The 24,887-nt window shown below is 55.2% G+C and carries 28 protein-coding genes; 27 read left to right on the top strand and 1 reads right to left on the bottom strand.

Going from position 1 to position 24,887, the window contains the following annotated elements:
* From LT948_RS16730 to LT948_RS16600, 27 genes are all read left to right on the top strand, one after another.
* Entirely contained in the window at positions 1-348 is a 348-nt protein-coding gene (locus LT948_RS16730; RefSeq protein ID WP_010792914.1) for a hypothetical protein, read from the top strand.
* A gap of 49 nt (positions 349-397) precedes the next feature.
* The gene (locus tag LT948_RS16725; RefSeq protein WP_010792913.1) at positions 398-718 is read left to right on the top strand and encodes a hypothetical protein; all 321 of its coding nucleotides are present in this window, start codon (positions 398-400) and stop codon (positions 716-718) included.
* 132 nt (positions 719-850) lie between these two features.
* A complete protein-coding gene (locus tag LT948_RS16720) occupies positions 851-1,141 on the top strand; it encodes an HU family DNA-binding protein (protein ID WP_255251287.1) in 291 nt (96 codons plus the stop codon).
* 106 nt (positions 1,142-1,247) lie between these two features.
* A complete protein-coding gene (locus LT948_RS16715) occupies positions 1,248-1,733 on the top strand; it encodes a hypothetical protein (RefSeq protein ID WP_010792911.1) in 486 nt (161 codons plus the stop codon).
* Positions 1,734-1,735: 2 nt separating this feature from the next.
* Entirely contained in the window at positions 1,736-3,946 is a 2,211-nt protein-coding gene (locus LT948_RS16710; RefSeq protein WP_021018575.1) for a helix-hairpin-helix domain-containing protein, read from the top strand.
* Positions 3,921-5,732 (top strand): type IV secretory system conjugative DNA transfer family protein, encoded by a 1,812-nt coding sequence (locus LT948_RS16705; protein ID WP_010792909.1) that lies wholly within the window; start codon positions 3,921-3,923, stop codon positions 5,730-5,732. Before LT948_RS16710 ends, LT948_RS16705 begins: the two co-directional genes overlap by 26 nt.
* Positions 5,733-5,768: 36 nt before the next feature.
* Positions 5,769-6,110: a hypothetical protein gene (locus LT948_RS16700; protein ID WP_010792908.1), complete on the top strand. Its 342-nt coding sequence runs from the start codon at positions 5,769-5,771 to the stop codon at positions 6,108-6,110.
* A 104-nt stretch (positions 6,111-6,214) separates the two neighbouring features.
* On the top strand, positions 6,215-6,565 hold the full coding sequence (locus tag LT948_RS16695) for a hypothetical protein (RefSeq protein ID WP_010792907.1): 351 nt from the start codon (positions 6,215-6,217) through the stop codon (positions 6,563-6,565).
* A gap of 3 nt (positions 6,566-6,568) precedes the next feature.
* A complete protein-coding gene (locus LT948_RS16690) occupies positions 6,569-6,964 on the top strand; it encodes a hypothetical protein (RefSeq protein WP_010792906.1) in 396 nt (131 codons plus the stop codon).
* Between the two features lie 2 nt (positions 6,965-6,966).
* On the top strand, positions 6,967-7,344 hold the full coding sequence (locus tag LT948_RS16685; RefSeq protein WP_010792905.1) for a hypothetical protein: 378 nt from the start codon (positions 6,967-6,969) through the stop codon (positions 7,342-7,344).
* 1 nt (position 7,345) lies between these two features.
* Positions 7,346-7,972: a hypothetical protein gene (locus LT948_RS16680; RefSeq protein ID WP_010792904.1), complete on the top strand. Its 627-nt coding sequence runs from the start codon at positions 7,346-7,348 to the stop codon at positions 7,970-7,972.
* Between the two features lie 2 nt (positions 7,973-7,974).
* Positions 7,975-8,769, top strand: coding sequence for a hypothetical protein (locus tag LT948_RS16675; protein WP_010792903.1), 795 nt, complete (start codon positions 7,975-7,977; stop codon positions 8,767-8,769).
* The gene (locus tag LT948_RS16670) at positions 8,766-10,289 is read left to right on the top strand and encodes a hypothetical protein (protein WP_010792902.1); all 1,524 of its coding nucleotides are present in this window, start codon (positions 8,766-8,768) and stop codon (positions 10,287-10,289) included. The genes LT948_RS16675 and LT948_RS16670 overlap by 4 nt, the downstream gene beginning before the upstream one ends.
* A 9-nt stretch (positions 10,290-10,298) precedes the next feature.
* Positions 10,299-10,622: a TraV family lipoprotein gene (locus tag LT948_RS16665; RefSeq protein WP_010792901.1), complete on the top strand. Its 324-nt coding sequence runs from the start codon at positions 10,299-10,301 to the stop codon at positions 10,620-10,622.
* Positions 10,610-11,083, top strand: coding sequence for a hypothetical protein (locus LT948_RS16660; protein WP_010792900.1), 474 nt, complete (start codon positions 10,610-10,612; stop codon positions 11,081-11,083). The genes LT948_RS16665 and LT948_RS16660 overlap by 13 nt, the downstream gene beginning before the upstream one ends.
* Positions 11,083-14,031 (top strand): VirB4 family type IV secretion system protein, encoded by a 2,949-nt coding sequence (locus tag LT948_RS16655; protein WP_010792899.1) that lies wholly within the window; start codon positions 11,083-11,085, stop codon positions 14,029-14,031. The genes LT948_RS16660 and LT948_RS16655 overlap by 1 nt, the downstream gene beginning before the upstream one ends.
* A complete protein-coding gene (locus LT948_RS16650; RefSeq protein WP_019438451.1) occupies positions 14,012-14,389 on the top strand; it encodes a hypothetical protein in 378 nt (125 codons plus the stop codon). Before LT948_RS16655 ends, LT948_RS16650 begins: the two co-directional genes overlap by 20 nt.
* A gap of 3 nt (positions 14,390-14,392) precedes the next feature.
* Complete coding sequence (locus tag LT948_RS16645; protein ID WP_232197095.1) at positions 14,393-15,694, top strand: hypothetical protein; 1,302 nt, start codon at positions 14,393-14,395, stop codon at positions 15,692-15,694.
* Positions 15,675-16,334 (top strand): hypothetical protein, encoded by a 660-nt coding sequence (locus LT948_RS16640; RefSeq protein WP_010792896.1) that lies wholly within the window; start codon positions 15,675-15,677, stop codon positions 16,332-16,334. Before LT948_RS16645 ends, LT948_RS16640 begins: the two co-directional genes overlap by 20 nt.
* Positions 16,331-17,035: a transglycosylase SLT domain-containing protein gene (locus LT948_RS16635; protein WP_010792895.1), complete on the top strand. Its 705-nt coding sequence runs from the start codon at positions 16,331-16,333 to the stop codon at positions 17,033-17,035. The genes LT948_RS16640 and LT948_RS16635 overlap by 4 nt, the downstream gene beginning before the upstream one ends.
* Positions 17,007-17,810, top strand: coding sequence for a sel1 repeat family protein (locus LT948_RS16630; protein WP_010792894.1), 804 nt, complete (start codon positions 17,007-17,009; stop codon positions 17,808-17,810). Before LT948_RS16635 ends, LT948_RS16630 begins: the two co-directional genes overlap by 29 nt.
* 9 nt (positions 17,811-17,819) lie before the next feature.
* A complete protein-coding gene (locus LT948_RS16625) occupies positions 17,820-18,713 on the top strand; it encodes a TlpA family protein disulfide reductase (protein ID WP_010792893.1) in 894 nt (297 codons plus the stop codon).
* Positions 18,710-20,134: a hypothetical protein gene (locus LT948_RS16620; RefSeq protein WP_010792892.1), complete on the top strand. Its 1,425-nt coding sequence runs from the start codon at positions 18,710-18,712 to the stop codon at positions 20,132-20,134. Before LT948_RS16625 ends, LT948_RS16620 begins: the two co-directional genes overlap by 4 nt.
* Complete coding sequence (locus LT948_RS33170) at positions 20,127-22,175, top strand: hypothetical protein (RefSeq protein ID WP_010792891.1); 2,049 nt, start codon at positions 20,127-20,129, stop codon at positions 22,173-22,175. Before LT948_RS16620 ends, LT948_RS33170 begins: the two co-directional genes overlap by 8 nt.
* A gap of 102 nt (positions 22,176-22,277) precedes the next feature.
* On the top strand, positions 22,278-23,216 hold the full coding sequence (locus tag LT948_RS16610) for a hypothetical protein (protein WP_010792890.1): 939 nt from the start codon (positions 22,278-22,280) through the stop codon (positions 23,214-23,216).
* Positions 23,213-23,761: a hypothetical protein gene (locus LT948_RS16605; RefSeq protein WP_019438448.1), complete on the top strand. Its 549-nt coding sequence runs from the start codon at positions 23,213-23,215 to the stop codon at positions 23,759-23,761. Before LT948_RS16610 ends, LT948_RS16605 begins: the two co-directional genes overlap by 4 nt.
* Before the next feature lie 72 nt (positions 23,762-23,833).
* The gene (locus tag LT948_RS16600) at positions 23,834-24,256 is read left to right on the top strand and encodes a hypothetical protein (RefSeq protein ID WP_174218841.1); all 423 of its coding nucleotides are present in this window, start codon (positions 23,834-23,836) and stop codon (positions 24,254-24,256) included.
* Positions 24,257-24,311: 55 nt separating this feature from the next.
* Here LT948_RS16600 and LT948_RS16595 read toward each other — a convergent pair whose 3' ends face one another.
* On the bottom strand, positions 24,312-24,887 hold the full coding sequence (locus LT948_RS16595) for a hypothetical protein (RefSeq protein WP_019438447.1): 576 nt from the start codon (positions 24,885-24,887) through the stop codon (positions 24,312-24,314).

Genomic DNA, 24,887 nt, shown 5'->3' with positions numbered 1-24,887 from the left:
ATGGAATTCAAAGCGTTGGGCACTGGCCGTTCCACATTCGATGAGCACTACGGGGCGGCAGCCTATTCCCTGGGCGATCAGCTCGGTTTCATTTACTTTCGCTCAACCGGCATCGAGCCGAGCCATTGGGAAAGCCGTATCTATGAGAACGGCCTGGTAGCAATGGCGCCAGTGGCTACTGACACGGCTATCCAGGAGGCATTCGACAAAGTGGATCTCTGTGCCGCGCATGCCAGAGCTTTCTCCAGAGCGATGGAAGCTCTGAGCGCGCATGGTTGCTCCGATGAGGTGCTCTGTTTGCTAACAGCGGCAGAGGGGCAAATTCAGGAGTTGATTTCCGCTGTTTAGCGCTGAAAGAGGCTGCTACCCTTGTCGTGAGAGTCAAGAGGAACGCGCTATGCAAACCACCGTCAAAAGCGCTGCAGAAATCGAAGTCGGCCCATTCCGCTATACCGAACGAGCCTTCCTAGCTACCTTGCTTTGCCTGGCCATCGGAGCGCTGGCGTTGGCATCGATGCTCGGGAGTCACCCCACGAGCGATGCCACCTTGGGCACACGCATGCTGTCAGTGCAGATGATCGCTGCCTACCTGATCGTACCAATCACCAGTGTGGGCGGTTTCCTGTGCCACAGAGCCGGCTCTAAGGCCCTTGCCGGAATGCTCCCCCTTATTGGAGCAGGCTTCTTGGCCGGCGCGCTGGGCGCAAGCTTGATCTGATTTCCCCTTAGGCTCGGCATTGCCGAGCCGTTTTCTTTTTGTGCGGCGCGTCTATGGAATCCAATCGCTGCAGAAGACCAGATTCACTTGGAGGCCACCAGGCCGCCGTTATACTGCTTACTTCACCCCCTGATTTACATGGAGAAATGCGTGAATAAACAAGAACTTATCAACCAAATCGCCGAGTCCGCGGACATCACCAAGGCTGTCGCTGGGAAAGCACTGGATGCGGTGATCGAGTCCGTGACTTCCGCGCTGAAGGCCGGTGACACTGTGACGCTGGTGGGCTTTGGCTCATTTTTGGTAAAGGAGCGCGCTGCGCGCGAGGGTCGCAATCCTCAAACCGGGAATCCTGTCCAGATTGCTGCTGCGAAGATTCCTGGCTTCAAGCCGGGCAAGGCGCTCAAGGACGCGATCAACTGATCGCTCCATCGCAAGACAACCCCGCCCTTCGGCGGGGTTTTTTTTGATATCCCCCAAAAAAGGGGCACTCCCTTTCCATTATTGGATTGAACAAGGATTTCAAGACATGAAATACATCCACACTCCTGAAGCGAAGGCATTCCTGGTCGACGGCAGCACTTGGCCGGCCACCATAAACACTTCGCTCCCCCATTTCCTCGCCAAGGCATCCGGCATGCTCTTTGGCGGCAAGAGCAGCCAGGAGATCCGCCTGGCTGAAGGTCAAGTTCTACCCAAAATTGAGCATGCGCGCAGTCTGGTACTACGCCAGCTCCGCCCATTCCTGTTTGTCGACCCGACAGGGCTGTTCAACGGCATGGAGCCGGTTGCTGCATACGATAAGTCGCTGATCGTCGCAGACCAGGTCCTGGTGGCTGTTGATCTGCTTGAGGACTTCGACATTTTCGTTGGGCTGACCCGTCTGTATCCGGCCTTGGTGAACGATGCTGCGGCCGTGAGAGCCGAACTCGCCAACCAGATTGCCCGTAGCTACAACGGCGTCCACAAGAGCGTACGGAACGTGAATAGCGGCCGCGCGCACCCAAGCGGATGAGCATGACTGATCGAATTCCTGACGGGGCTGAAGCCCTCACCCGCGAACGCGGTACCCTAGTCGATATTGTTTTCCGTGATCCCGCCGGTCCTTGGTCGGTTTGTACCTTCCGGCGGGAAGACAACACCTCCTTCACCGGTACCGGCAATTTCGGCAACGCAATCCTCTATGAGGACTACATCCTGTACGGCAAGCGCGTACCGGATATCGACGGCGCTGATTTCGATGTCAGCCAGTTCACCTCGATGCCACCAGCGAAGGTTGAGTCACTGGTTGGATATCTCAGCGTCCTCACTGGCGTCCCACGCAGCGTTACGAGCAAGGCAGTCCAGCACTTCGGCGAAAGTCTGATTCCAATTCTGGACCAATCACCAGATAGACTCGTGGAAGCTGGAATCTCCCCGCAAGAAGCCCAGGTCTTAGGCCAGGTTTGGGCTGATCAACGAAGTGAGCAACTCGCACTCGCACAGATCGACGTCGAGGGTATTCCGCCGGCGAAGCTGGCAACCCTGCAACGTCGCTTAGGCTATGCCGCGAACCTCAGTGAGGTTCTGAAAGAAGACCCTTATCTGCTCTACGTCCATTTCGAGGACATTCTCTTCACTTCCGCGCTGAACCTCGCGAAAAGGTTTGGAGTGACCAACAACACAGTCTCTGCAGTTAAAGGCGCGGTGGTCGGCGTGCTCCGCCGGGAGGCTTGGCTCGGGCACAGCTACGTTGAAGGGAGGCCGCTCATCGAGTCGGTCATGAAGATGCTTCGACTCACCAAAGATGAGATCAAGCCCCTCATTGCTCAGGCCGTAACCGACCTCGCCATGGCCAAGGTTGTCCATGCCAGCGGCGGACAGCTACAACTCCTGAGCCTGCACGAAGCAGAAAACAAACTGGCCGGCCTCGTGCGGAAATGGGCAGCACTGGACTGCAAAGACGCCGAGGACCTGGTGCCCACCGAAAAGATGGCCACCAAGCTCTTGAAGCCACTGGGCCTTGAAAACGGGACTGCGAAGACGTTCTCAGCAGGACTCCGCTCGCTCTTGGGAGAACGTTTTGCGCTGATCCAGTGCGAAACCCTCTCAGACCAAATGCTGGTTATCAAGGGCCTTCAACTCTTCCTGAAAGCCTTCGGCGCAGACGCCATCTATTCCGCTTATACAAACGAGATGGCTGACGAGGTCAACCGACTGCTCGATGACGACAGTGTCGTCGTCACGTACTCGGCCTTGATAGGCATTGATCCAAAGACAGGGGTGCCTTCACAGCATGGCAAAAGACCGATCAACGCGGATGTGTTGATTCTTGCCGGGGCGGACTCGCTTGGGATAGAGGAAATGGTGAACGTCCTGCGCGCCGTACCAGATTCGAGCAGGGTTTTCCTGCTTGGGGCAGCAAAGGACCTACCAGCTCACTCCATTGGCCAACCGTTCGCGGAGCTCACCCAAGGCGGGCCGGCGCGAGTTTTCCAGGCGAGCTTTTGGTTGCCACCCAGATCACCGCAACGCGAAGCATCGCGGCGTATCTGGAGCGGGACGCTCAAAGCGAACGACGAAACCTTCGACCCAACCCAAGCGATATCTTGGCTGTCGGTGCCATCCGAGCTGCTCATCGAGACCTTACCTGTTGTGGTTAGGGAGTTCGCCCAGCAGCTACAGGTAGACCCGCTGCTCGATATTAGGGTTGTAGTCCCAGCCGCCAAGGGGCCTCGAGGTGAGGACATGGTGGGCCCGCTGTCTGCAGCGATCGCTCGGGAGTTCACTGGCGAGGAGCACCTGGTTGAGTTCCATGGAAAAGGGCTGTTCAAAGGATTGCCTTTCGTAGTTAGGCAATCCGTCGCCAGCACAAACCATCCACCCTTTTCCGTGTTCACCGCCGCTGAAATCAATCCAGAGCGCCTGAACGCTGTAGACCGAGCTGGTAACCATTACTTGCTCAGCCTGGCAGAGCGCCTCGATGTGTTCCAGGGCGCTGTCATGACGCCGAAGCTCATCCGGGGGCGAGTCTACGACGTTGTCGTCTTGGTGGTCGGCGAGGGCCAGCAGGACCTCATCAACACCACCCTCATCTCGACTCTCCTGAACAGTGCGAAGACCACCTTGCTGGTGGTTGGCGCACTCGACGGATTGCTGACGGGATATTCCCTGCGCGAACCGACTGTTGCCCGGTCTCTTCTCCCTAAACGGATAAATCCAGATGTCGATCAAATCAGCGCGCCTTGAGGCGCTTGCCGCCGAGCATGCGGAAATTCAGCGACAGCGAAATATCGCAATCAGCCTTCCGTTGGTAGGGGCAGCAATTCCATTTGTGCCGCTCCCCTTGACGGTGGCCATCGCTGCAGGCTGTGCTATCTGGTCCCTGCTGCTTGATCGGAAAGAAGCTGAAGCGTCTACCACGGATATCTGGGACGCCGGTTACATCGAAGCCCCGATTCCGGATTGCGACTTCCGCCGCTCCACTTTTCTGGGCAAGGCCATTCCTTGGACAGAGTGGAAGGATCGCGTTGACGCGATCACGAGTACGAAGGGCATCGCCACCGCTGACGATATCCGCCGGGAGTTGATCGACACCTATCCATCAATGATCCCATTCATGCTGTCCGACGACATCATGACTCGCCATGTAGCGCTGCTCGCTGCAACCGGGACCGGCAAGACCGAACTGCTTCTGGCAATCATCCAACAACAGATAAAAAAAGGGGCCGGCCTTCTGTTAATCGAAGCGAAGTCAGACTCTGATTTCTCCGGCTCGATTTACGGAATGATGGAAGCGGCCGGCCGGCTCGATGAGCTGCTGATCATCAACTTCGAGTTCCCGGAAATGTCGCATACCTACAATCCGTTCTTCTCGGGCGGGGTCCGCGCAACCATTTCCACTGCAATGAAGCTCCAAGCCAACTCCAAAGAGGAGTTCTGGACGGACATTGCTCGCTACTCCCTGACTGCCGCGGTGCTGTCGCTGAAGCTGCAGCCCGGGGAGCCAGTGTTCCACATCAAGGACATCATTGCAGTGCTGTCCGACTTCGACCTGCTGCTGAGCTTTATCCGCAACATACGGGTATCCGACTCCATCTATCACAGCGATGGTGTCGAGTGGCTGCACTCATACCTTCGCTTCTGGTTCGACGAAGAAAAACAGGTGTGGAACCTGCGCGGGTACAAGCAGTTGCTCCAAGGACTTGTGTCAAAACTTTCGGCGTTCGCCCACTCCGAATACTCCAGCATCGTCAATACCTACAGCCCGGATGTCGACCTCAAAGAGGCGATCCTCCAGAACAAGGTTGTTGTGTTGTCCATGTCGTCGCTTGCCGACAAAGACGGTGTGGAGCTATTCGGCAAATTGTTCATCTCTGATCTTGCTCGAGCGATCGGCGAAATCCAGCTCTCGAAAGCCAAACCGCTGATGATGTGCCCGGCCATTTTCGACGAGTACCCATCATTCATGGACGAGAGCCAGGTATCCCTGTTCCAGCTGGCGCGATCGGCGAATGTGCCCATCATCATTGCTTTCCAGGGCGTTGGCTTCCTCCAGAACATTTCCCCTGCCTTCGTCGAGATGGTGCTGGGCAACTGCTGGACACACCTGTACTGCGACATCCGGGATGCCCAGACGCGGGAGTTCGCCGTCAAGCTTGCGGGGACGATGATCAAAAGGTTCGTCCAAGAGTCCTCTGGCAGCAGCACGGGACAGAGTTACGCATCCGAGCAATCAGGTCTCTACACAAACGACTCGGAAGGCGCCAGCTCAAGTACCGGATACAAGGCGACGCGGGAGGACATCCTGCAACCCGAAGACTTTGCGTCGCTCGACCAAGGCGACGGGATCATTGTCGCGAAGTCGGGAACCTATCGTGTCCGCATGCCGTTGGTGAGGAACAGCTTCCCGAATGTCCACTTCAAGGACATGCGACTGGTCCGCAGGCCACGTCGAGCGCGCTCGGGCGTCAACGCCTGGCAACGATTCCACGAGAAGAACAAGGCAATGCTGGAAAAGCTGACTCAGGGCTGAATTTAGCATGCGAAACTCGAGCATTGAGGAGACACCATGAATTGGCAAGACAAACTGCGGCAGTGGGATTGGGACTTCGGGGTTGTATGGGACTGGTTTCTCGATATTACCCAGTTCCATGTGCAGCGAATCGGTTGGCCCGCTTACTTGGCCATCGCTGCCGTGATCATCTGCCTCGGGCTTGCTTTCCAGCCTACTCGCGGCCTGACCTCTCTGCTGATTAACGCCTTCGTCCGCATGATTTTCACCTACGTGCAGATCGTGCTGTCGTTGGTAACCGTGCAGTTGTTTGGATTCCTGGGCAAGGTGCTGCTTGCACAATTCCATCGAACCAGGCGCTGGGTTGGCCAGCTGTTCGACGAGAAAAAAACCTCTTAACTCTCTGCTCCCCTCCCCTCGGGCCGGCCCAAAGCCGGCCTGTCACTACCGACCCTCAAAAAAGGGGCACTCACTTTCCACTATTTGGGAAAGGAGGGCCCTTTATGAACTTTCACGCATGGGCTTTAGGGATCGGATATCTGGCGGCCATTGCCGTTCAGCCAGCATTTGCTGAATCCGACCCGTACGTAATCGATCAGCGCGATCCCCGGTATCAGCGTGCCATTGAGCACCTGTCTCTCGCTGCTCAAAACCTTCGCATGGCTCAGGACGAACTCAAGAAGGCCGAAGCCAGCGCCCCACTTCCAGGGCTGGATCTCGTAAGGATGCTCGCACAGGTCCGGCCCGTGGAAGAGACCATCAACGTAGTTCTGCAACCGGAGCAAAAGCGGCTCCGGTACCAGACCGTTACCCCCGATGGCCTGTTTTTCACCCCAACTCGAGTCGGAGATTGACCCATGCAAATGACTGGCCTCGCGCCGCAACTGAAAACGGAGGACCTCAAACGCTTTGCGTTGGGGATTCTCGCACTGGCGGTGACCATCTTCATCGTCGCCATGCCCGATATCGCAATGGCTGCGTTCGACGGCGATTTCGCGCCGGACGAGACGATCGCGAAGAACTCCAACAACAGCTTCCTCTACTGGTGGCGTCTGATTGCCAGTTACGGTCTCTGGGCCGGGTTGGCACTTCTGCTGCTGTCGGTGCTTTTCGCAGGCGCACGCGGCTGGTGGGTATTCGTGCTCGTGGTTCTGATTTCCCTCTTCGGTGAAACCGTAGTGGTCAAGGCCGGTAACCTGGCCGGCTTCAACATGGCCGGTGGTACTGGTTCCAGTTCTTCGGGGACCAAGTAACCATGCGCTTGAGAGTCACAACTGAAGCACCGACTTATGCCTTCGCGACGAGCCCGGTGAACTTCGGAGGCCTCACCCAAGAGGACCTTCTGTTCTTCATCGTTCCCTTGGTGATCGTCAGCAAAACCACAGGCGAAAACCTTTGGGCCTTTGCCGTTGCATTTTTCTGCCTGTGGCTCTTCAAGCGTTCCACGAGAAATAAGCCTCAGGGCTTCCTAGCCCTGATGGCCTCAACTTTCGTAGGCGACCTCTACGTAATGACGAGCGAGTTCCCTGCCCTTCAAAAGGCAGTCGGGAAGTTCGGTCGCTTCACTGCGCGGATCTGGCTCGAGATCGGGCTGATTCCCTCACCGTCTTACTGCAACCGATACGAGCCCTGACATGAGTGAGCAATACGGCGCACCGTTGAAGTATTTCAATTTGCTCGGCGCAAGTGATCTTCGTGCGGGCAGAGCCATCATTACGCTGATCGCCATCTCAGCGGTTTTTGCAGTCGTTATCGCCGTGCTGGTTGGCATGAATAGGGAACTGCAGGAAACAAACCGGAGATTGCAAAGCGAGCGAATCATGTATGGATTCCCAAACTCTGAGGGGATCTTTATCAGCGAGCGGCAGATTCCACAGAGACACATCATTGCATTCGTGGCTGTCTTCCTTGACAACTACTACAACTTCACTCCTCTGTCTGCTCGAACCAATGCCGAAGAAGCATTGAGAATGATGTCGCCACGTCTCCGCGCGCTGAAGGAAGATAGTTTGAAGATCGTTGCAAACCAGTCGGTTGAGCAGCAGATCACACAGGTATTCACAAAATCTTCTCCATATCAAGTCGAAGTTACCCCACAGGGTTATGTGGTGTCCTTCACTGCTGAACGCCACAGGGCCACTTTGAATAGGGTTTTCAACAAGGCTAAGTACAATGTGAAAATTCTAATCAAGCCAGTCAAGCCTTCGAAGTTCTACGAGTGGGCGGTTGTGGCTGATGACTTCGACATCCAGGAGATTTAGGGTTGAAGAAGCGACTGATAGCTGCCGGCCTTTGCGCAGCCATGTCAACCACGATATTTGCGAGCGACGAGTGCAACCGGAATCCGCGCACTGTTGTTTACAACAACTCGCCAGTTGACATTTACATTTCAAACGACACCCAGCGTGCAGAGGTTTTGTTCCCCGAGCCCTACCTCGACGGTATTTATGTAGAGGTAACTCAGGGCATGGACTTCTACCCGTCCCCTATCAAAAACAAGCTCGCATTTCAAGCGACAGATCCGCTGTATACGGGCCTTGTTTATGTCGATGCGCCGTCCAAGCAAACGTACATTCTCAAACTTATAACCCGGCCTGGTTGCGCAGACAGCCAAGTCACTATTTCGGGCCAGCCGATCGCTGATAGGTCCGCCATGGCGCGAGACTCCCGCGGAAGAATTAAAGGTCTGATGAACTATCTCTACGATGGGAAACTGCCTTCGGGATATCGCGAACAGGATTTTTCCCGACTTTCAGAGACTGATCGTGTTGTGTTTCGGCAGGGCTCGCTGGAATTCAAACTTCGCTCCCAAGTTGTGGGTCCGAAGTACATCGGCACTACTTACGAAGTCATCAACAACGGTCGCACGTCAACAAAAGTCGCCATTGATCAAATCGACTATGGCAACAAGGCCGTACGCGAGTCCCTTGGAATTGCCAGACAAGTTTCCATGCTCCCTTCCTCTCGGATACTAGGCCCCTCCCCCGAATACATTACCGAGGTCTACGGAGAGTCACATCGCGGGTTGCTATTCATCGTATCGGAGAAAGTACAGTGAGCGCCGATAACGATCAGAAGAAGAACGTAATAACGAAGCAACGCGGCCTATATATCGTCGCTGCAGTTGGTGCGCTTGGTGTTGCCATGAACTTCATGGGCGGCAACAGCGAAACCACAGGTGCGACTTCGGTTGACGCACCCAAGGCAGTTGAGGTTGGCAGTGACAAAGTCAACTCGATCACCATCCAGGATAAAGATGCTGCACTGACTCAGTTCGCCAAGAAGATCGAAACCCTTGAGGACAAAATCAAGCGAGGCGAGGAGGATCGCGAGGCTCTCAAGGCGAAGATGCTTGAGGACCAACGCAAAGCAGAGCAGAAATCGAACACTGAGATTCGAGCTCTCAGTGAAGAAGTTGCACAACTACGAAAAGATCAGGTTGACGGTGTTTACGGTGGTATCAACAAGCTGGACAAAGGCTCCAGCATGCCATTGCCACCCTCCTCTTCTGAAGGACTAAACCTCGAGGACTTTTCACTCGAGCCGCCAATGCCGGCAGTCTCTGCAAACCCATCGAACTCCAACCGTTACGGTCCGAACTATTTCCTGCTCAATGGCGGGGACGCGGGCGGTCAGCAATTCAACGGAAAAAGCGGAGGCGGCGCGGGCTCAACTGCTGAGACCGAGCAACAGCTGTTTGCCAACATGTCAGCTCCTGAGTCGAATGGCATTCAGCGCGCTGGCGTGAATACCTACAACGAGACCGACGCGACCCTGGCAAAGCTGAACGGCCGCCAGCCGAACCCGGACCCGATGCCGGCAGCCCAGTCTCTCAACGCCTCCCTGCCAACCCAGAGTCCGCGCGAAACGTATGAAGTACCCGCCTTCTCTTTTGTGGAAGTCACCACGCTTCACGGGGTTGCGTGCCCGATCGGCGCCAACGCTCCTGGGGCATCCGAAGAAGGGAAAATTCCCGCTCGACCGGTAGTCCTTCCGGTGCGCGGCATCTTCAAGGGTCCCAACGGCGCCGAACGAGATCTCGGCACTATCCACCTGATGGGCCTCTGCTCTGGCAACCGCAACTCCAGCTCGAATACGGGCCGCGCGACCATTCGCATCGAGCAACTCTCCTACTGGGACGAGACCGGTGGTGCCCAGACGGTCCCTGCAACCGGGTACATCGTCGATACGCGAGACAACGAGCAAGACGTCTACGGCCGCCTGGACAAGGCCTCAGGCCGCACCCTCGCACTCCAGTCAGCTGCAGCAGCCGCAGCGGCATATGCCTCCACCCTGAGCCAGGCCGAGTTCACTACGAATAGCGCGATGGAAAACGGAACCAGCTCAACCACCAGCCAGTTAACCGGGAACGCCACGAAGGCGGCGGTCAACGAGGGCATCGCCGGGATGTTCAAGAAGATCTCGGAGCGATTCGAGCGAGAAGCAAACGCTGCGGTAGACACCGTCATCGTCGAGCCGGGCATCAAGCTGCGCTTCGTAACAGACCAAACCTTCCGTGTTTTGAAACCAGCTGAGGCGTTCGACATTGACCCCGGCATGTACGACACCCTGATCTAGGAACCAGCCATGAACATCCGCCCATTCTTGGCCTTGTCCACCGCATTGCTTCTCAGCGGTTGTGCCAGTGAGGAGCCTTTCAAAAACAGTGCTTCGATGGACCAGATCTACGATGCGGTCCATGGCAGCGCCAGCAGAGACACGGTCTCGCTCCTGCGCCAAGGCCTGCGCGCGCGGCCAGAGCTTGGCTCATCGGAACCGTACTTTCCGATCCGAAACCCGGACGTTGTAGCGCCGGTATGGGTGGTGCCATACGCCGACGCTAAAACCGGCGTGAAGCATGGCGGCCGCTGGGATTACATCATCGTGGAGGAAGCAGATTGGGCAAACTGACCATCGGCTTCTGTCTCCTGGCAGCGGCATCCACGGCTTTGGCTGAGGGTGTTCCCCAGATGTACAAGGATGCCATTCGCGAACACCACACAAAGATGATCCTGGGATCAGGCCAAGACCTGACTGTTCTTCAACCTGACGTCGTTCTCTATCGGAAAATTTTCCAAAAGGAAAACACAACCGATCACCGCGAGCTGATTCAGGCAGACGAAATCCCGTGGGCACAACTCTTCAAGAACCAAGACCTCACCCTTGGTGAAATCGTCCGACTCTCGGCCGCAGCGTCCGGCTACGACTCTCGCTTCGATCCGCAAGTCAACCAAGACCAAGTGATCAAGCTCAACTCGCATCCCAACTCGCTGCGCGACCTTGCGGAATACCTCACCCGAGTCAGTGGCGCTCGTGTGACCGTTTACCCGGAAGGGCGCGTGGTTACAGCAACACTCAAGGGGCAGGGTTGATGGCCAAGGTAAAAATTGACGACCTGCATCTCTACGACACTGAGTTGGCTGGCCTGGCTCGCCGCGGGTATCAGGGCGGCATGCCCATCCAGTTGCTTTCCGATGCATTCCTGTACGAGAAGCATGGCAGCTATTTCCACACCATCGATGGTCGCTTCGCCAAAATCTGGAAGCTACGAGGTATGGATGCCTCGCTCCTGAACAACGATGACCTGTGGTCCCTCAGTAAAGGTCTTGGTGATGTACTGAACAAGTATCCATCTGGATCGGCCGGTCAATTCATTCGTCACACCCATCGAGATATTCGCGAAGTTCTTGGGATCTACCGTGCAGGTATTGAAGGCGGAGAAGATGAGTTCGCTCTCGAAATCGCGAACTCGATCGTCGAACGACAGATTGTTGCGGCAAGCTCGCCTGAAGGTTTCTTCACAAAGCTCTCCACCGAGGTCCTTGAGCGCATGCGTGAGGACTCTCTGGCCGAGATCGAGGATGAGAAGCTTCGAAATAATGTGCGGACTCTTCTCATGGGCGGAGACCCCTGGGCGGAAGAGGGAGAGGATGACGTTCGGGCCAATGTCACCGAGCAGATTGAGCGCGAAGTAAGCCAAGGTCGCTATCCCTTTGTAACGGACTTCTACCTGGTCTTGCTCTGGAGTCCGGATTACCTCTTCGGCAAGTTCATCGACAACACCGCGAAGAACGCACTGGCTTCGATGGGGCTTATCGACGCCAACAAGCTGGCTCATAAGGAATACACGAAGCACGCAAGACGCTTTGGCCAACTCTGTCATGAGATCGGCCAGGCTTTGGCCACGTTCGGGTTCCAGCCGGGCTCGCTTAACGGCCAAGGCCTCATCAACCTTCAGTACCAGCTTTTCAACCCCGTTCGCTGCTTCAAGGTCGACCCGCCCAAGTACCGGCCTGACTTGCCCATCCTGGATTGCTTGAAGAACCCGAGCCAAGTCGCGTACCGGGAAACTCTCAACAATGCCCCGATGTTCGCCTCTGTCGAAACTGAGGAGAAAGGCTGGACGATTCACGATTCTGGCGTCCCCTACTTCATCCGCCCAGTCTCGGTACTGGGTAAACCAACCTCGAGCTTCCCGGGCATGCTGCAGGTGGCCATGTCGGGCATCGAGAGCGAATCGCTGATCACCATCAACTGGAGCGTGCCCTCCCCAGTAGCGATGATGAGCCGCCTATGGACTCGTGGGCGCATGCAATCCGGGAAAGAAGCCATGAAAATTGGCGACAAGGATCTGCTGGCTCAGCAGCGCAATGACCTGGAGAAGGTTAAATCCAAGATCAGTGCGGAAAACGCCAACAACCGCGAGCAGTTTTTTGACGTGTCGCTTCACATCAACCTGATGGGGTTCGTCGAGGCCCAGGTCGATGATCAAGCCATGCAGTTGGAGAACATGCTTTGGCGTGTGGGGCACAAAGAATCCCTTCGCGGCGACGCTGCTGTCAGGAACAGCATGCCGTTGAACTTCCGCAAGAGCAGCATGAAGCTCTTCCGTCGTGACACCCCTCACCTCACGGAAAGCTTGTCCCATCTGTGTCCGTTCTTTGTTGAATACCAAGGCTGCTCCGACCCTGCAATCCTGATGAACAACAGGGCGGGACAGCCGATCTATCTGGACCTGTGGGGCCAGATGACGAACACCGCGCATAGCCTGATTTGCGGTAGTACCGGTACTGGTAAGTCGTTCACCTTCAACAACCTGTTGATGGCCTTGAGGGTGAAGTACCGACCTAAAGTCTGGATCATCGACAAGGGCGACTCCTACGAGAGCCTCTGCCTGGTTCTCGATGGCAACTACATTCGCCTTGCGACCGAGCCGTTCAAAGAGCCGATCACCGGGCGGACCATCAACCCCATCTGTATCAACCCGTTCTGGATCGGTAAAAACGACGACGGCAACAACGAAATGCCGACGTTGGAAGACATGTTCTTCATTGCTCGCATGCTGGTGATGATGATCACCTCCAGCGCTGCAGAGCAGTCCAAAACATCGGTCATTACCCCAGTGACAGTGCCTCTGCTGTATCAGGCACTCAACGAGTTCTATACCGACTGGGTAGCTACCAAGCCGAAGGACGAACCTCGTTTCAGGGACTTCATCCCTTACCTCGACAAAACTGAGTTCACTGAACAGTCGGGCAGATCGCTCGTCCAGGCGCTCACCCTCTACTACGGGGCCGGGCCATTTGCAGCTCTCTTTGACGGCTTCCTGCAGGTCCAATGGGAGAACGACTTTACCGTTCTCGAAACCCAGCGGATGGCAAAGTCTCCTGCCCTACCCGTAGTCACTCTGGCCCTGTTCCGCCAGATCGACTTGTACTGCAAGTTCAAGCTTGAACGTAGCCGCAAGAAGATCGTGGCTGTCGACGAAGCGTGGGCAACCCTTTCTGACCCGACTGCCGCATCGGCGCTCTCCAGCTTCTATCGAGAACTCCGCCGCTATGGTGCCGGCTGCTTGCTGATTTCTCAGACCGTGAAGGACTTCGTCAACCTGATCCGTGCTGAGTCAGGTGGGAATGGCGAGTCACAGGACGGCATCCTCGAGAACACAAGCCATTACTTCTTCCTGGCCTGCTCGCAGTCGGACTACGACATCGCGAAGGAATTCCTCGCATTTACTGCCGAGGAGATTGAGCTTTGGCGATCGCTTGCATCTCTGCCCCCGCTGTACAGCGAAGTCTTTTACCGGATGCGGACAACCAAATCCGAATACTACAGCGGTGTCTTCCGGCTCTTCGCCAGCCCCATGGCGCTTTGGATCGCCTCGTCCCATCCGGACGACTACCAAATGCGCGAGCGCAAGACCCAGGAGCTTGTGCAGAAGCACTCCATCTCCGAATCAAAAGCTCGCCAGAAAGCAATCTCCGAGCTCGCAAAATCTCACCCGTATGGTGCTCGATACCATGTCAATCAAGCTGCTTAAAACCCTCGCGGCGGTAGCCGCACTCGCCTCGCTCGCAGCTTGTTCGTCGAAGTACGAACCGCGCGAAACGATCATCGAGGAGCAGGCCAAGCCTATTAAGCCCCTCTACGCCCCCAAAACCGAACTCGAGCGCCGCGCTTACGAGGAAGGCGTCACACAGGTCCTCACAGATCTGAAGGGAAAGATGCGTGCACGCGATCGGTTCACCTGGGACCCGCCGATCATTCAGTGCGGTGTTGATATTCCTGCACGGGTGCAAAACGGAATGCTGGTCCCTGGCCACAAGGAATGCGTCCAGATCGCTCCAGGTCGCTGGACCGAAGAAGCACCAACCTATCTGCCGGTATTGGGAAATTAAGCCATGAGCAACAACGAAGAAAAACCTTCCCTGAAGGACCTCGTCAATAAGATCAGCTCGGGGGTTGGCAACCTCGCACGTAAAAAGCCAGGACAGGACAGCGCCAGCCAAGGCACAGAGCCCACCATTGACCTTGGTTCGGCGGCCGCGAAAGAGTCGCCTCAAGCCGACGCACACAGCGACGAACTGGAGCCCTTGGAACCGATCATTGCGGAAGAAGATGATCAGAAACCCAAGAAGACCAACAAGCTTTCCCAACTCACGATGGGGCAAAAGCTGATTGCAGCGATCCTGGTCGTGGGGCTTGTCCTCTTCGCCAAAGGTCAGATGGAGGGTTCCAGTACAAGCCAAACGCCTTCTGAGAATGAAGCAGCGCAGGAGGCCCCTACCTCCAGCGAGGAAGGAATGGCCTTTGGTACAGAACCCGCCGATCACACCCAAGCAGAACTTGGCGCCCAGGATGATCTGTCTCTGCCTATTGATGGTCCCGGTCAAACTTCGCGGAGTCTCAGTTCTGAACCAGAGCCATTCCAAAAACCAACTGAAATCAGTTCGGCTCCTCCAGCATTCGGTGGGCTGGACCAGCCATTGAGCGAGGCGGCACCCCACACCACCGCATCCCCTGACCTGGGTGTCCCTGCTCCTGCTCCTGCTCCTGCTCCTGCTCCTGCTCCTGCTCTTGCTCCTGTCGCGGAGCCTTTCTCGCCGCATGAGGATTCGCCGGCAAATCCTTTCGGTGCTCAAGCACCAATAGCAAGCCAATCTGGGGCCGCAATTACCTCTTCGATTGGCGCGGAAAAGCAGCCCCCCGTTTTCGCTGGAACCCCCAGCGTCAACCCGGATAGTGCTCCCGTAAAGGAAGCGCCGAAAAGCAATGAGGCTTTGACAAAGGCTAACGCTGACATTGCCGCTCAGGCTGAAAAGATCTCAGCCCTCGAGCAGAAGCTCAGCAAGATGGAAGCCCAACTCAAAGCTGAAAAGGCCAAGCAAACCAAACCGGCTGTTCAGCAACGCATCACCAAAGCGCCGACAAGAACCCCAGTGGCGAAGTCGTCGCCAGTCGCGATAAGCAAGGCTCGTCCGCGGATTTGTGTGAAAGCAGTAGCAGAGGCGGCCAGGAACTGCAGCACCTGTGTTGCACACGCCTTCATCGTGCACGCGGGAGCAGAGGACATGGTTGGCCAAGGCGATTTCCTTGATGGGTACCGCGTTTCAATCGTGGGCGATCGCTTGGACCTGCAAGACAAAAACGGTCAAGTGGCCCACAAGTTCTGGAGTTCACCAAATGGCTGTAGCGCGATCTAACGTCCTCCGTCAGGTCTCACCGGATGAGCAACTCAATCTGGAGCGCCTGGCCGACGAGGTGAATCGCAGCTACTTCGGAAATTCCATCAACATTCGCCCGCGCTGGGGCATCCCCAGCGCCTGCGAGTCCCCAGAGCCTAAGACTGAGATCAATCATCTCTCTCCACAGGAGCTGAAGGATTTGCAGGCGGGTGTTGAGGCCTACCACAAAAAAGATCTTCAACAAGCCAAAACACTCCTGGAGCAGTTTTCACCTAACGGCCCAAGAGACGCAGCACTGCTGTACGTACGAGTGCTCACCCTGCTGAAAGATCCAACCTGGCCGGATGTGGCCAAATCGGTGAACAGAGTTTGCGACGACACGATCTACGTCGCCCCGGGCAGCATCGAAATGGTCAGCGGCGAGGAGTCGCTTCTGGTTCATCCGATCCTCTCAAGATCGGCCGGCAATGGAGCACCGATTTTCGTCATCCGGTACATCATCCATCACGAGATGGTTCACAAGTTCCTTGGTACCTCCTCTACGGACCCTCACCCGGAAGCTTTTCGACGTCTTGATGCCTGCGCACGTGATCGGTCACGCGCTTTGCAGTGGTTGCGCAAGAACCATTTCACAACGATCGAGGATTCGGCCCGATGAGATGGATTTTGATTGCACTCCTGTTGATCACCTCGGCCACTGTCTCGGCCCAGGACTATGACTACCTCATCGACGCTACTGCAGCCAGATACGGAAATGATCGACTCGTGTTCCGGGCAATGGTGCAGAAGGAATCCAGAAAACAGCCGTGGGTATTCAACGTAGACGGCGAAGGTTTTTGGTTCCAAACCAAAGACCAGGCCGTCAATGCCCTGTGGGCACTCACCTCCGCACCCTGGCTTGTAAAGATCATCCCGGACAAAAACTCCAAAGCAATACGGAGGTTCTTCCCATCTGAACGAGCTGCAATGAGTTTCGCCAATAGCTATCAGCGCAGCAGACAGGCCCAGGGCTTCCCCGCTCTCCTTCAACGAATGGATGACACGAAAGAGGTCCTCGATGGGCAACTGCGCGTGCGCAAAGTCTGGCTACTCAATACCGATCTCGGAATCGCGCAAATCAACTACCGCTTTCACGGCAAGGGAAAGGCCTCTGTCCAGCAGTGGCTCGATCCTGCTTTCAATCTTGACTACGCAGCCCGCCATCTCACGGACCTGAAAAAGCGGTACGGATCAGATCTTCAGGCGGTCGGCTACTACCACTCCAAGACCAAAAAGTACCGCGACATTTACATGAAAGAGTTCATGCCGATCTATCACGAGGAGAGAGCCCGTGCGGGTATTTCTATTGCTGCTAAGTAGCCTGCTGATCAGTACCTCACTGAACGCAGCGGAGAAAGGTCCTTCAGAGGATCAGCGCGTCGGCGAAGGCCTGGTACTCATGCTCAAAGGGGAAAACCAGAAGGCCTGGGATCTTCTTTTCCCCGAAGCCAAAGCAGGCAACGTTACGGCGATGTACCACCTCGGGATGATGATGATGCGGGCAACAAATACCCCGGATCATTTGCAGAGGGCAAAGACCTTCTTCGAGGCAGCTGCCAAGCGTGGCCATAAGGGCAGTGAGGCAATGCTCCTGCAGGTACAGAAATCCTTAGCTGCAGCCACGCCAGGCACCCTCCCCTCGATTGCCGGGAGAAGCGGCCTCCCGGTCCCGGCAGATCTGGAAGGAGCTAAACGGCAAGCCGAACGCATGAGGCAACAGGTTGGCCGTTTCATAGATCCTCTACGTGAGGCCGCTGCAGAAGTGACGATCATGTCGTTCGTGTCCGACAACTCGGATGCGGTCGAAAAGATTCGCTCTGCGATCGACGAGGTCCGGGCCCGTTTTGGTGATCGAGTAGACGCTCAGTTCTACGTCGTAATCGATCAGGCCACATGGGACCCCAAGCGAGTTTTCAATCAGCAATCCGGCCAACTTCCAATGTTGGGGTTCACCCCTGACATGGGTGGGCGGATTGCCAGCCAGTACGGTGTGCGAAGCACGCCGGCACTGGTCCTCATTCCCAAGAACGGACAACCCAGGGTCGTCAACAACCCTGCCTCATTGGTTGCCGATCTCACATCGTTCCTGAACTGAGGTCACCCTATGAACCACAAGCTCAAAATCGGGCTCGCCTTCGTCGCCGGCGCACTGATTTCCAACGCAGGCACTGTCATGTCCAACGTGCCCAACGGCCAGGATGTCCTCGCGGAAGCCTTGTCTTCGGCGCTGGATAAGGTGAATCGGACGGCACGGGATCGTGAGATTGAAGAACTCGACAAACTCCCGAACATCCTCGACTGCCAAAACATGCAGTGGATGAAAAACTGCACAGAGCTCAATCGAAACGCGAAGAAAAACCCGAACGCGCCTCTGCGAATTACCAACAACAAAGGGCTCGAATTCAACTTCCAACCGGGCACCCCGAGTGCAGTCATTCGCCTACAGCTAGAACAGTCTCCCGAGGCCGCCAACGAGCTGGTCAGCTACATGGACCAAACCTGGGGCCAGTATAAGCAAGCGGCGAATCTCTACCAGATGGCGATGTGGCAACGCGGTGACCTACAACACATCAAGGGGCTTGACGCGGCCATGGAAGAGTCCGCGGCGAAGAAGCCCATCGACACCGACTCGTTGAGCATCTCGGTATTCACTGAATCCACCTGCCCTGTCTGCGACCGTCAGTTGGCCACTCTTGGCAGGCTAGTTCAGAAATATCCGAAGCTGAAGGTGCGAGTCTTCCAACTCGATCGAGATGCAAAGGTCTTCGCAGAGAAAGTGACCGCGCGTGGCTTGACCGGGCGGATGCTCAGCCAAGCAGAAAGAGACAACGTCACGAAGATGGGCATCACAGCCTGGCCCATCACTTGGATCGACAACATGAAAGTTAGCCGAAGAGAAACTCTGGTTGGCAACAGAACCATGAACCAGCTGGAAGGCCGACTGATGGCAATGACTTACGTGAAGAACACCACTGTTGCGAAGAAGGATTCCAAATGAAGCTGAACAAACTTGCCGTCATGGTTTGCAGTGCTCTCATCAGTTTCAGCACCGCAACGGCGTTTGCCGATTATGGATACGGTCCTATTGATGGCGACGGTAAAAGCGACAGTTCTGACTCGCCCTGGTCCCGGCGAATGGATGATGTGACCGGATTGTTCGGTGCAAGGCTTAGTGGGAGTGCCGTTAACAAAGCTGGTCGTGGTGGAAGCGGTAGTTTCGATACCTTCACCCCCTTCCAGGATAAGCAGCAGTTCATTGTTGGAGCGTATGGCGCTACCCAGGTGGGTGTAGGTTGTGATGGACTCAACCTCGGCACAGTCTTGGACGGTCAGATCGGGCAGTACGGCGACATGGTTGAGCAGTTCATTCAGAACGCGCCGGCGCTCGCCATCATGTACCTCGCTTACAGCCAGCCAACCGTGAAATCGGTAATCGACGAGCTTAACGCTGTCGGACAGTTTGGCCTGGATCTTTCGAACCTCACCTGCAGTGGTGTACGGCAGCGTGCCGACAAGGCTTACGAAGAAAACATGCAGGTGATGGCCGAAGCTGACTGCACTGTCGAAGAGGGCTACAAGTCCGCGAAGTGCATGTCTGGTGACGGGATCACCAGCAGCCTCATTACCCGAATGAAGGACACCAAAAACACAATTACAAGCCGAGCGACATCATTGATGAATGGCGTGTCAGGGATGACCGGCGGCCTGGTTGGCGTGAAAGGTGGAGGCTCTTCAAGTGGGAGTTCGTCGGGATCGAGCGGGGGAGGATCAGGAAATGGTTCTGGTTCAGGCGCAGGTTCTGCTCCATTGCCCAGCAAGAACTGCGGTGCCAAGCCCGAAGATGGCAAAACCTCCCTCGTGCTGGCTGCATCTGAGCTTGGTTGTGAAGACATCAAGAAATATTCGGGCTTACTGCCAAATTACAGTACCGAAGAGGACGCGCATACGGTCACTCCTCGGACCATTTCGCTTGAAGATGAATCGAAGAAGCTGACTCAGGAGTATCAAAGCCTCTACGCGAACGTATATCAAGCAGACCCAGCAACCTTCGAAAAAAGTGACGCTTATAAGGAGTTGGTGAATCGCGGCGGCATCGTCATCACCGAGACTGAATTTAAATTCATGCGCAAACTAGGCACTACAAATCCCGCATTGTTTGCCAAAGCCCAACAAAATCTCGCCACGCTGGCCATGATGAAAGAGCTAGACGAGGTCATTTCCAAACTTGAAGTGGGGGTAATGACCGGGCTGGCGAACCAAGTTGATGACCAAGCAATAAGCTCCAATGATCAGGCTCGGTATTCAAATGCATTGTCCTCACTTCGCAAAGAATATGAAATGCTCCAGAACAAGATTAAGCATGACATGGAGCGAAACAAACTAATCGAGCAGACAGCTAAGGCGGTAATAAATGGCTGATGTTGATGTCGATAATTCCGTCAAGGACTACGACTTCCTCAAGCTCGTAGATTCCAATTTTGCTGACTTGGTCGGTTACTACCTTGGTCTTTGGCAGGACTACCACACTCTTCTGGTTAACTCCGCCGGAGTCATTATCGGAGGTCTAGGTCTTGCCTGGACCTCCATCCTTATGATGAGGAGCCCTGAGGATAAGCTGAGGTCGGTTTTCACCGGTCTCACGGGCACCTGCCTAATGTTTTTGCTTCTTTCAGTCTCTACATTCACATTCCCCGGCACAGGTAGCTCTGTTCAAATGGCGCGCGGGGGGGGATGGTCCCTGACTATAGTCGGCAACATCTACGCAATCTTTAAGTCTGCACTTGACAAGGTCAATGAAGGAAAGATTACGGAAGATGCATTCAGCAGGGCCTACCACGTAACAAACCAAAACACCCTAAAACGTTTTGCTGACAGCCCTGTGTATCCACTTTATTCGGACTATTTAAACAAGTGCGAGCCTGCATTCATTGCTGCTAATGGGAAGTCCCCCGAAGCGTTAAGTGCAGGACGATATGTCGGCTTCTTCGGGTCTACCGGAATCGGTGCTAATGAGATTGAGTTCGAAGATAGCAGAGGCTTTCTGGACAAGGTCACGGGCAATGGCGAGGCCAATTATGATAACCCTACCAACTCCACTTGGCTGAAGCGTGATGGTGGCAATGCAGTAGTGGAAGGTACAAAGAAGGGTATGGCTATGCTCGACAAGATCGAGGGTGATAGCAATCCTTATGACGGCACGAACCCACCCCAAGGCTTCGAGATCCCAACCGAAGCTTATTGGGTGCAGAAGCTCTTTCCAGAAAAAGCTGGGGAAGTTGCTGACCAAGCATTGTCTCTTGACGCTAGCGACTCGAAGTACAAAAAATATTTGAACTCGGGCTTCAAAGAAGCACCAACTACTGGCGCAAAGCAGAACTTCTATCCCAAGACCTGCAAAGACATGTTCTTGATGATCGATATGGCACAGAGAAATTTCAACTCTGCCGTCCAAAAACATGCTCCTGCTTATCAGGAAAACTCATTCAGACGGGATGGTGATGATGCGGCGGCAATAATGCTCAATCACATACGAAATGAAGCATCTCAGCGGAAAAAAGGACAGTCGGAATTACTTACCTATGGCGGTATGTACTACCAAGATTCCGACGTCCGCGATCCAATGACCATGTTGTTCGAGAGCGGAACAACGAAATTTATGGATATAGGCAAAACCTTCAGAGAATGGATGCTTACTGTAAAAATCCCAATGATGATAAACGGTGCCGCCATGCTCGCTGCACTAATGGGTATTACATTCCCCATCTTTGCAGTTTTCGGCATCTTCTGGTCGACAAGGGTGATTTTTACTTCTGTTAAAATTATTGCTTTTTGCTTTATTGTTGCGTTCGTTAATGACCTCTGCTTAACAATGGCCTCCACAATGCTTGCAGTTAATGCTGAGACCATGCAAGGCTACAACATGGGCAACTATGCTCAAAACTCAACCCTATTAATATCGGCCGGAACAGGCCAGTACATTATCTTTGTTGCACTAACCGTTATTGAAATCATCTTCGCTAAACTTTTGCTCTGGGACGATGTTAAGAGTCTTGGAGGCTTCAATCCTGCCGGTGCAACTACAGGATTGGCGGCAACCGGCATGGCGGTCGTGGGAGCAGCAATACGAATTGCGGGAGCTGCTTTGCCTGGCGGAATTGCAGGTACAGCTGGGGCTCTAGCCAGTGGCGGTGCCAGTGCTGCGGGTGCCCCTGCCGGAGGTAATCCTGCACCTGGTGGGGGTGGCGGTAGTGGCGGCGGTGGTCCAGCGCAGCAGAAAGTACAAACTGCGGCCCAGGTTGCGGGCGGGATCGCCGGAGGGCTGGGAGGTGGTGGCGGTGGACAAAATGGCGGTGGCCCTGGGTCATCGGGTGCCAACGCACGTTCGGGAGTGAAAATTCCAACTCCGCAGGCTTCTCAGTCCTCCAAAGGCCAGCGTTCGAGCCTGGACGATCTCATCTGATAGACCAAATTCTGCTCAGGGCCCATATTGGGCCCTTTTTTTTGCTTGAAATCCGAACACCGGGCGGTATAACCATCGCCATCCGAAGATGGAGAATGAACGATGAAGGGAAAAATGATGTTGCTGGCATGCCTTCTGGTAAGCGCATGCGGGAATGGGGAAGTCGAGAACAATGCCGCCGGGGTTGCCTCCACAGGTCAGGTGGATGGGCACCCAGACTGGAAAATGCCTAACTCAACCGTCTACGAGATTGTGAACAGTCCAAACAAAAAGGCTACGTATGGCTATGAATTCCGTGCCAAACGAACCAAGGACTGGGAATCGGAAGGATGGACAGTTTGGGTTGCGTCCAACACCTACTCCGATGCAAAGGCACAGCTTAATAATGCCGGCCAAGCCGAGCAAAGCCATGTTCGAGCTCGCCGAGAAGGACGGGCTATGTGGGATCTGAAGCTGCTCCTAAAAAATGCTGGGCTTCCGGTGTCCATCAATTATCTGTCGTATGGCCAGATGCCTATGTCCACTGTGCGTACAGCTCAACGTGACCATGGCGTTGGGATGACATTCTTCGGAGACGAATGTGGCACTGGATTCCGGGAGTGTGTCGACCACTACTACTACTCGCCGGCCCTACGGCTGAAAGAGCGCGGTAAGGTATCGTTCAAAGAGTGGCTCGCCCCTTACAGCTACTTCCCTGACAACGAGTGGGGCCAGATGAATCAACGGACGATGCTGGCACAGGGATTTGGTGCAGACGAATCGTCGGCGTTCTACGACTGGTGGCCAACGATGGTTTTTCTGGTCAACCCCGACAATGAAGTCGTACGCGCTTGGCTTCCTCAAACCGGTAACGCCGCAACACCACATACCATTCTTCGCGCTGTAGTGGAGGAAATGGACGTGGACCCGAAGACAGTCTCATTGACCGGGGCTCGCCCAGCCCAGTACACCACCTTCCCCAACCATGCATACTTTGGCACCAGCATGGAGGACAAGGCGGTCCAGGATATCGCCAAGATCCTTGAGGATATTTCAGGATGATTGGATCGCTTCACTTCCAAATCAACGAAGAGTCGGTTCCCTGCTATGTCCTTGACATCGTTGGGAACCTGATTCGCCGAGCGGCCGTAGGTTCTCCACTTACGCTTATCCCCTACGCCGTTGAGTTGGTGACTCCGGCGGCTGAAGTGATTGCTCCACGCCCCTGGTCGGTAACGCCCGAAACGGTAATGTCCCGAGTCACAAAGGTTGCTCCTCTGGTGCCAGAGGTCGGCCGTGCGTACCCACGAAATTCGGTTCAGCAGATCCTCATGCCGTTCGCACCTCAGGTAGAAACGGATGAGACTGAAGAATCGATAATTCAGGCTATCGACATGCTGCCCGGGTTGGATGAAGAGTCGGCCAAGGCGGTAAGAGAGACTCTTGCGATCCACGGTATCCACCCAATCCCTGTGAGCGGTAACTACAACGAGAATCTTCATCAGGCCCGCGCCGGCGAGATTTGCGTTGGGGGGGTCGTCAAGGTCGCAGATGGCTGGTTTTCAAACATGAAGGTGTACCGGAAAGCACTGGTTCGTTCTGCTTAGGTTACGGGTCCGAACGTGTGCCACCAGCCCAACACCTGAAATTTTTTGGTGAATCCAATGCGCAGCATTCAGATGAACAACGACTTCGATTTCGATACAGACACCAGCTACCTTCAGCAAGACGATGCATTTTCGGTGAACGAAATGCTCTCGGAATGGCCTACGACGAAGAATGCGTTTGTGAAACGCCTGGCCAACACTTTGGGCCAGGGTGCGAATTTCGAAGCTCTACGCCTGCAGGACTTCATGGACCTGGTTGGCTCTACGGCTGTCGCTCGACCGCGTGAGACTGTCACATACGAGGTTCACCTTCGCGATAGGGACACCCTGCTTGTCGATGCTGCCATCACCTCGATCGCCAGCACGAATCCCCCTATCTCTGCGGACAACGCTGGCTTCTTTAAGTACGCCCTTCGCTGGTTTGCAAAAGAGCGTCCGAAAATCAAGCTCTCTGCTCGAGCTGACGGCCTTTTCTGGGTTCACCTGCCCGAGTAAATTCAGATAAAAAAAGGCTATCGGGAGTTCCAGATAGCCTTTTTTATTGCCAGTCTCAGAGGCCTATGTCCACTGATGCCATGGGGTCAGGCACGAATAAAGGAGCCGGAGGTTCAGGCGTCACGTCTTGCGGAGCAGCCGAGATCGCGCTAGCGACCGAGTTCGCATGCCCCACTGGCTCATCTTGCCTGGGATTTCCGGACGGCTCAGCCACCCCAGCGGCAGCATCTTGACTCAACATCGTCCGTGTAGATTCGGGGCACGATCTGGCAAGAGCATAATCTGTCATTGCCTGCATCACCGCTTCTGGAGCACCAAAGCTCAACGACACGTGGCGGTTGAGCATGTTGAGGAAGACAGTTTGCCGATTGCCATGCCCCAAGCCTTTGTAGAGGCGGAAGAGTTCGGGGTAGTAATCCTCTCTCAGAGTCATCTTCACCTCGACTGCGCGCTCGTCAGAATGCGCCGGCGGGGTGAAGTCACTCAACGTGACAGGCCACTGTTTCTGGCAGGCCGCTGAAATGCTGAACACCATCTGATTTCCGGCTCTGGGCCCATGTTGGCCCAGGGCTTCGATCAACGCATCGTGGTGGCCAGGGATGAGCTCCGCTCGGATCACGACTTTGCTCAT

It is taken from the genome of Pseudomonas sp. CP-1, assembly GCF_021213715.1.
Classification (GTDB): Bacteria; Pseudomonadota; Gammaproteobacteria; order Pseudomonadales; family Pseudomonadaceae; genus Pseudomonas; species Pseudomonas aeruginosa.
This window is presented reverse-complemented; position numbering and strand designations above follow the sequence as displayed.